The 3996-nt window shown below is 44.4% G+C and carries 4 protein-coding genes and 1 pseudogene; 4 read left to right on the top strand and 1 reads right to left on the bottom strand.

The window, feature by feature from the left end; translation table 11 throughout:
• The 4 genes and pseudogenes from RH89_RS13395 to RH89_RS13405 form a co-directional block, all read left to right on the top strand.
• Window positions 1-228: pseudogene (locus RH89_RS13395) on the top strand (restriction endonuclease subunit S); the annotation flags it as partial.
• 62 nt (window positions 229-290) lie between these two features.
• Window positions 291-2054 carry an McrB family protein gene (locus RH89_RS13400; protein WP_004402701.1) on the top strand — a complete coding sequence of 588 codons (1764 nt, stop codon included), beginning with the start codon at window positions 291-293 and terminating at the stop codon, window positions 2052-2054.
• Window positions 2055-2345, top strand: coding sequence for a hypothetical protein (locus RH89_RS30595; protein ID WP_004402702.1), 291 nt, complete (start codon window positions 2055-2057; stop codon window positions 2343-2345).
• Between the two features lie 20 nt (window positions 2346-2365).
• Window positions 2366-3370 carry an McrC family protein gene (locus RH89_RS13405; RefSeq protein ID WP_004402705.1) on the top strand — a complete coding sequence of 335 codons (1005 nt, stop codon included), beginning with the start codon at window positions 2366-2368 and terminating at the stop codon, window positions 3368-3370.
• 43 nt (window positions 3371-3413) lie between these two features.
• Here the strand turns inward: RH89_RS13405 and RH89_RS13410 are convergent.
• Window positions 3414-3996: hydroxypyruvate isomerase family protein (locus RH89_RS13410; RefSeq protein WP_038145898.1), on the bottom strand; the 583-nt coding region annotated here is incomplete at its 5' end.

The raw sequence follows: 3996 nt of genomic DNA on the forward strand, positions 1-3996 counted from the left end.
GAAACGCGAGTGAAAAAAGCGCAGGCGAGGGTCGATAACCTCACTCAAAGCATTTTGGCTAAAGCCTTCCGTGGTGAGCTGGTAGAGCAAGACCCAAGCGATGAACCCGCCGAAAAACTGCTAGAGCGAATAGCCGAGGCTCGCAAAGAAGCGGAAGCCCTCGCCAAAGCAGCCAAAAAAGCCGAGTCGGCAAAGAAAAGAGCAGAAAAGGCAGCCGCTAAAGGCTAATTGATAAAACTATAATCACGCTGAGTAGCGTGTTTTTTGTATTTGATAAACAGAGTTGGCAAATGAAAACATACGAAAAATATTTGCAGGCACTTAGTCATGCCAAAGGCTGGGTGACAGTTAATGAGTGGGCAAAACTGGTAGAAGAGTATTTCCCAGATCTCGTTGAAGCGGCAGAAAAACAAGCTAAAAAACATGCTAAGCCTTCCAGTGGTCTTACTCAAATAGCGGGCCGGATTAATGCCGACCTTAGCAGAATACAGGTGAGTCAATTTGTTGATATTGACAGCCTGTCTTCGCCCAAAAAAGTGAGATACAAAAGCAATGTTAAGTCAGAGCCGACCCCTATACTCAACCAAATCCTTTACGGTCCGCCCGGCACAGGCAAAACCTATCACACTATTGAAGCGGCAGTAAAAGCCGCTGAGCCGGGCTCTTTTTGGGAAACTCGGAGTGAGTTAAAAGCCATATACGATGATCTGGTAAAAGCCAAACGAATCCGATTTGTCACCTTCCACCAAAGCTATGGGTATGAAGAATTTGTTGAGGGCCTAAGTGCAACTACAACAGATAACGATCAAGTCAAATACACCATTAAAAAGGGCGTATTCAAAGCCATAGCGGATGACGCCAGAGAAAACCTGAAAAATAGCCAGAAAGATCAGCAAGCACTGAATGAGGAAAAAAAATTCGAACATGGTCTAGAGGCGTTGAAACTCTCTGCTTTTTATGACTCGGATGGAATTTCCCTAACCGAAGCGGTATCGATCATTGATATTACGGAGGAAGGTTTTCGTTACAGCGGCAGTAACTGGAAGGCTTCTCAGATCATGAAGTTTTCGGATTTAAAAAACCTCTATTTGGCTGGTGTAGATAACCGGCAGGAAGTGAAAAAAAATTCAACGGTATCGGGTTTAGCAAGAGAACACGCAACCTACTATTTTAAGGCACTCCAACAACTTAAAAGCTGTATTCCTAGTGAGATCGCTGGCTCAGAACCATGCCAAAAGCAGAACTACGTATTGGTAATTGACGAAATCAACCGAGGCAATATCTCTAAAATTTTTGGTGAGCTGATTACGTTGATTGAGCCAAGCAAGCGCATGCCCGCGGTGAAAAATCCGGAAGATGAGAGCCTAGAAATTCATTTGCCCCACAGCAAACCATTATTTTCCGTGCCGGATAATTTATACCTGATTGGTACAATGAATACCGCTGACCGTTCGTTAGCCATGATGGATACGGCACTGCGCCGCCGTTTCGATTTCGTCGAAATGATGCCTAAGCCCGAGCTTCTGAAAGGCGTTGTTGTCAATGGTATCGACCTTGAGCGACTGCTTAAGGTACTCAACGAACGTATCGAGATTTTGTACGACCGAGAGCACACCCTTGGCCACGCCTTTTTTATGCCTGTTAAAAACAAGCTGGAAGATGAAAAGCAAAAACACTTGGCGTTTTCTGAGTTGGTTTCAGTATTTCAAAACAAAATCATTCCGCTTCTGGAAGAGTACTTCTTTGAAGACTGGGAAAAAATTCGCTTAGTACTTGCCGATAACCAGAAGCCTGAACACTTGCAATTTGTGACCAAAACATCACTTGAACAAACAGCGTTAAAGCAGCTATTTGGTGACAAACATGGGCTCAATTCCTTTGGTGAAACGTATCAGCAATATTCACTTAAAGAGAATGGTGCAGACGTGTGGCAAAACGCTAAGGCATTCATTGGAATCTATGAGCCTGGCAGCGTGAAAGAGGCTAAGCGTTCAGATGCGGCGAGCACGCAGTCAGACGAAGCTGAATCGAAACCAGAAACTACCGAGGCGTAAATGAAGCCTCCAATCGTTTACGAGTTTGGTTATTTGAGCTTTGAGAAAGAAGTGGCGCAAGCCAATGGCTATACACTGATTTCATCGGCTGCCTTTCAACACTTAGAACAGCTGTGCCTAAACAAACACGCTAGCAAAGTGGGGCGTTTTTTAAAGCTGTTTACCCGATATGGGCACAAAGTACTGCAAGTACAAAACTATGTGGGTGTGATTTTTACGCCCATTGGTGAACACATTGAAGTGTTGCCCAAGTTAGCCAAAAAAACGACCAGTCTAAATCTGCAAATGTAGATGCGAGAAAAAAGCTGCTTATGATGCTCAGGCATCTTCGCGAGTTTCGTTATATCGAAACCCATTCAGCAAGTATCGAGACGGAAAAAATGCCCTTGCTTGAGGTATTTATTCAGCAGTTTTTACACAGTGTAAACCAGTTAGTAAAACGTGGGTTGCGCAGTGATTACGTACAATGTGAGGACAACCTTACCTTTTTAAAAGGCAAATTATTGGTGCCCAAGCAACTTCGGCACAATTTGGTGAATAAGCATAAGTTTTATGTCGAGTACGATGAGTTTCTTCAAAACCGACCTGCCAACCGGCTGATTCGGGCGGCGCTCAAAAAGGTAGGCACTTACACGCACCTCAACGCGAATCAACGGTGGATACGCGAGTTAGATTTTGCTTTTAATGACGTCCCAATAAGTCAAGACGTCAAAAATGACTTCGCTCAGGTGAAACTGAACCGAGGAATGAAACACTATGAACGGCCTTTAGCTTGGGCTAAATTGATCCTTGAAGGTTTTACCCCAGTAAGCATGAAAGGTAAAGCCGAAGCACCATCGCTTTTGTTTCCTATGGAATCGGTGTTTGAAAGTTATGTGGCGTCGATACTTAAATCGCAGCTTAGTGAGGGGGTTGAGCTTACTGCACAAGCCTCGTCCAAGCATTTAGTGATGCACAATGGTCAAAGTCAGTTTGGGCTTAAGCCCGATTTACTGGTGACCTCGTCGAAAGGCTCCCCAATTGTGCTGGATACCAAATGGAAGTTAGTAGACGTTACAGCGAACAACTTTGGCTTATCGCAAGAAGATTTCTATCAAATGTTTGCTTACGGGTATAAATATTTGAATGGAAAAGGAGAGCTTTTCTTAATCTACCCTGCTCACGATGGCTTTAAGGATCCAATTCAGCACAGTTTTGATTTCAGCGACTCATTAAAACTGTGGGTTGTTCCGTTTGAACTCCAATCTGATGGGAAAAGCCAGCTAAAGTTGAAAGGGCTAGATAGCTCATCATGCATTCATTCCGTTTTCCAATAATGGTTTGACCAAAATACTTTTTAAACCAGTATCCGCTTTAGAGTCATTGGCTGGATACTGAGTTTCGTGTGTAACGCCTAATCCAACCCAAGCCTTCATCTGTCGACGTCCTAGGGCGATATTCGCAGCCAATCCAGCTCTTGTATCCGATGTTTTCCAGCACGTCGAACAGGTAGGGGAAGTTGAGTTCACCTAAATCGGGTTCGTGTCTGTCGGGGACAGAAGCGACCTGAACATGCCCAATGTAATTGCCACATTTTCGAAGTAAGCGAGTGATATCGCCATCCATAATCTGAGCATGATAGAAATCAAACTGAAGCTTCACGTTTGGGCGGTCAATCTGGTGGATAAGCTCAATGGCTTCTTGTTGTTGGGAGATAAAATACCCATGCACATCACGGCTGTTGAGAGGTTCAAGCATGACTTCAATACCCTGTGTCGCAAATGCATCTGCCACGAAACGAATGTTCTTAATAAAGGTTGATACGTGCTGCTCTCGGGAGAAACAAGACTCTACGATACCTGCCATGGCGTGGACTTTTTTGCAGTTGAGCGCTTGTGCGTAGCCTAATGCTATCTCGATACTTTCACGGAACTCGCTTTCGCGATCGGGCAGAGCAGCAATG

The sequence above is a fragment of the Vibrio nigripulchritudo ATCC 27043 genome (assembly GCF_000222685.1).
Lineage (GTDB): Bacteria > Pseudomonadota > Gammaproteobacteria > Enterobacterales > Vibrionaceae > Vibrio > Vibrio nigripulchritudo.

Bases quoted from the DNA above. Each gene is read 5' to 3' on its own strand.
- RH89_RS13400 (WP_004402701.1), top strand. From the start codon at position 291: ATGAAAACATACGAAAAATATTTGCAGGCACTTAGTCATGCCAAAGGC.
- RH89_RS30595 (WP_004402702.1), top strand. From the start codon at position 2,055: ATGAAGCCTCCAATCGTTTACGAGTTTGGTTATTTGAGCTTTGAGAAA.
- RH89_RS13405 (WP_004402705.1), top strand. From the start codon at position 2,366: ATGATGCTCAGGCATCTTCGCGAGTTTCGTTATATCGAAACCCATTCA.